This is a genomic window from Rhodococcus xishaensis (assembly GCF_004011825.1).
Taxonomy (GTDB): Bacteria; Actinomycetota; Actinomycetes; order Mycobacteriales; family Mycobacteriaceae; genus Prescottella; species Prescottella xishaensis.
In genome coordinates, this window is record NZ_RKLO01000010.1 from 1 (window position 1) to 3,413 (window position 3,413).

Annotated in this window: 2 rRNA genes; both read right to left on the reverse strand. The window is 57.5% G+C overall.

Annotated elements, in window-relative coordinates:
• Window positions 1-7: 7 nt before the first annotated feature.
• A 5S ribosomal RNA gene (gene rrf, locus EGT50_RS16850) occupies window positions 8-124 on the reverse strand.
• A 111-nt stretch (window positions 125-235) separates the two neighbouring features.
• Window positions 236-3,371 (reverse strand): 23S ribosomal RNA (locus EGT50_RS16855).
• Window positions 3,372-3,413 lie beyond the last annotated feature (42 nt).

Genomic DNA, 3,413 nt, shown 5'->3' on the forward strand with positions numbered 1-3,413 from the left:
AACGGGTGTTCGGCGGTGTCCTACTCTCCCACACCCTGTCGAGTGCAGTACCATCGGCGCTGGAGGGCTTAGCTTCCGGGTTCGGAATGGGGCCGGGCGTTTCCCCTCCGCTATGGCCGCCGTAACTCTGTGAAACTGTCACACCCCCCGGGTCCGGTGGCCGGCGGTGGTTGCCGGCCGGGTGGGGGGGTTTGTGTGTTGTTTCAGATACTGCACAGTGGACGCGTAGCTTCTTCGTGGTAAGTCCTCGGCCTATTAGTACCAGTCACCTGCACACATTGCTGTGCTTCCAGTTCTGGCCTATCAACCCGGTGGTCTGCCGGGGGCCTTACCCCCTCGAGGGGGTGAGAAACCTCATCTTGGAACAGGCTTCCCGCTTAGATGCTTTCAGCGGTTATCCCTTCCGAACGTGGCCAACCAGCAGTGCTCCTGGCGGAACAACTGGCACACCAGAGGTTCGTCCGTCCCGGTCCTCTCGTACTAGGGACAGCCTTCCTCAAGTTTCTGACGCGCGCGGCGGATAGAGACCGAACTGTCTCACGACGTTCTAAACCCAGCTCGCGTGCCGCTTTAATGGGCGAACAGCCCAACCCTTGGGACCTACTCCAGCCCCAGGATGCGACGAGCCGACATCGAGGTGCCAAACCATCCCGTCGATATGGACTCTTGGGGAAGATCAGCCTGTTATCCCCGGGGTACCTTTTATCCGTTGAGCGACACCGCTTCCACATGCCGGTGCCGGATCACTAGTCCCGACTTTCGTCCCTGCTCGACCCGTCAGTCTCACAGTCAAGCTCCCTTGTGCACTTGCACTCGCCACCTGATTGCCAACCAGGCTGAGGGAACCTTTGGGCGCCTCCGTTACATTTTGGGAGGCAACCGCCCCAGTTAAACTACCCACCAGGCACTGTCCCTGAACCAGATCATGGTCCGAGGTTAGATGTCCAATACGATCAGAGTGGTATTTCAACAACGACTCCACGAACACTGGCGTGCCCGTTTCACAGTCTCCCACCTATCCTACACAAACCGAACCGAACACCAATACCAAGCTATAGTGAAGGTCCCGGGGTCTTTTCGTCCTGCCGCGCGTAACGAGCATCTTTACTCGTAATGCAATTTCGCCGAGTCTGTGGTTGAGACAGCAGAGAAGTCGTTACGCCATTCGTGCAGGTCGGAACTTACCCGACAAGGAATTTCGCTACCTTAGGATGGTTATAGTTACCACCGCCGTTTACTGGGGCTTAAATTCTCAGCTTCGCCATTGCTGGCTGACCGGTCCTCTTAACCTTCCAGCACCGGGCAGGCGTCAGTCCGTATACATCGTCTTACGACTTCGCACGGACCTGTGTTTTTAGTAAACAGTCGCTTCTCTCTGGTCTCTGCGGCCCCCACCAGCTCGGAGTGCAAGACTCGTCACCAGCGAAGGCCCCCCTTCTCCCGAAGTTACGGGGGCATTTTGCCGAGTTCCTTAACCACAGTTCTCTCGATCGCCTTGGTATTCTCTACCTGACCACCTGTGTCGGTTTGGGGTACGGGCCGTGTGAAAGCTCGCTAGAGGCTTTTCTCGGCAGCATAGGATCACTGAATTCGCCTCACTCGGCTACGCGTCACGTCTCAGGCATGTGAGTGGCGGATTTGCCTACCACTCGCCCTACACGCTTACACCAGTATCACCACTGACTGGCTCAGCTACCTTCCTGCGTCACCCCATCGCTTGGCTACTACCAGATCGGTTCACGCGCATCCACCCACCCCACACCCGAAGGCGCGCGGCAGGCTTCTGGGCGCTTAGCATCACTGATTCACCAGGGGCGCGTTCACACGGGTACGGGAATATCAACCCGTTGTCCATCGACTACGCCTGTCGGCCTCGCCTTAGGTCCCGACTCACCCTGGGCGGATTAACCTGGCCCAGGAACCCTTGGTCATTCGGCGGACGAGTTTCTCACTCGTCTTTCGCTACTCATGCCTGCATTCTCACTCGCGCAGCCTCCACAACTAGTTCACACTGCTGCTTCCACGACTGCACGACGCTCCCCTACCCACCCACACCACTGCACACGCCCCCGCAGGGGCGCATGAATGTGTTGTGTGAGTGCCGCGGCTTCGGCGGTGTACTTGAGCCCCGCTACATTGTCGGCGCAGGATCACTTGACCAGTGAGCTATTACGCACTCTTTCAAGGGTGGCTGCTTCTAAGCCAACCTCCTGGTTGTCTTCGCGACCCCACATCCTTTTCCACTTAGTACACGCTTAGGGGCCTTAGCCGGCGATCTGGGCTGTTTCCCTCTCGACTACGAAGCTTATCCCCCGCAGTCTCACTGCCGCGCTCTCACACCCTGGCATTCGGAGTTTGGCTGACGTCAGTAACCTTGTGGGGCCCATCGGCCATCCAGTAGCTCTACCTCCAGAGTGAAACACGCGACGCTGCACCTAAATGCATTTCGGGGAGAACCAGCTATCACGGAGTTTGATTGGCCTTTCACCCCTACCCACAGCTCATCCCCTCAGTTTTCAACCTAAGTGGGTTCGGGCCTCCACGACGTCTTACCGTCGCTTCACCCTGGCCATGGGTAGATCACTCCGCTTCGGGTCTAGAACATGCCACTACGGGCGCCCTATTCGGACTCGCTTTCGCTACGGCTCCCCCACACGGGTTAACCTCGCGACATGCCACTAACTCGCAGGCTCATTCTTCAAAAGGCACGCCATCACCCACCCACCCCGAAGGGCAGCGCAGGCTCTGACGGATTGTAAGCGCACGGTTTCAGGTACTATTTCACTCCCCTCCCGGGGTACTTTTCACCTTTCCCTCACGGTACTCGTCCGCTATCGGTCACCAGGGAGTATTCAGGCTTATCGGGTGGTCCCGACAGATTCACAGCAGATTTCACGGGCCCGCTGCTACTCGGGTGTCCGCCACGACAGTCACCATGTTTTCGTCTACGGGACTCTCACCCTCTACGACAGGCCGTTCCAGACCACTTCGACTAACACGATGATTTCTCACTGTCGGCCAATCCGGCAGAATTGACTTTGGCGGATCCCACAACCCCACGAATGCAACGCCCGCCGGCTATCACACACCCATGGTTTAGCCTCATCCGCTTTCGCTCGCCACTACTCACGGAATCACATATTGTTTTCTCTTCCTGTGGGTACTGAGATGTTTCACTTCCCCACGTTCCCTCCACACACCCTATACATTCAGGTGCGGGTAACCACACATCACTGTGGCTGGGTTTCCCCATTCGGACATCCTCGGATCTCAGCTCGGTTGACAGCTCCCCGAGGCTTAACGCAGCCTCCCACGTCCTTCATCGGCTCCTGGTGCCAAGGCATCCACCGTACGCTCTTAAACACTTACAACAAAGATGCTCGCGTCCACTGTGCAGTTCTCAAACAACACAC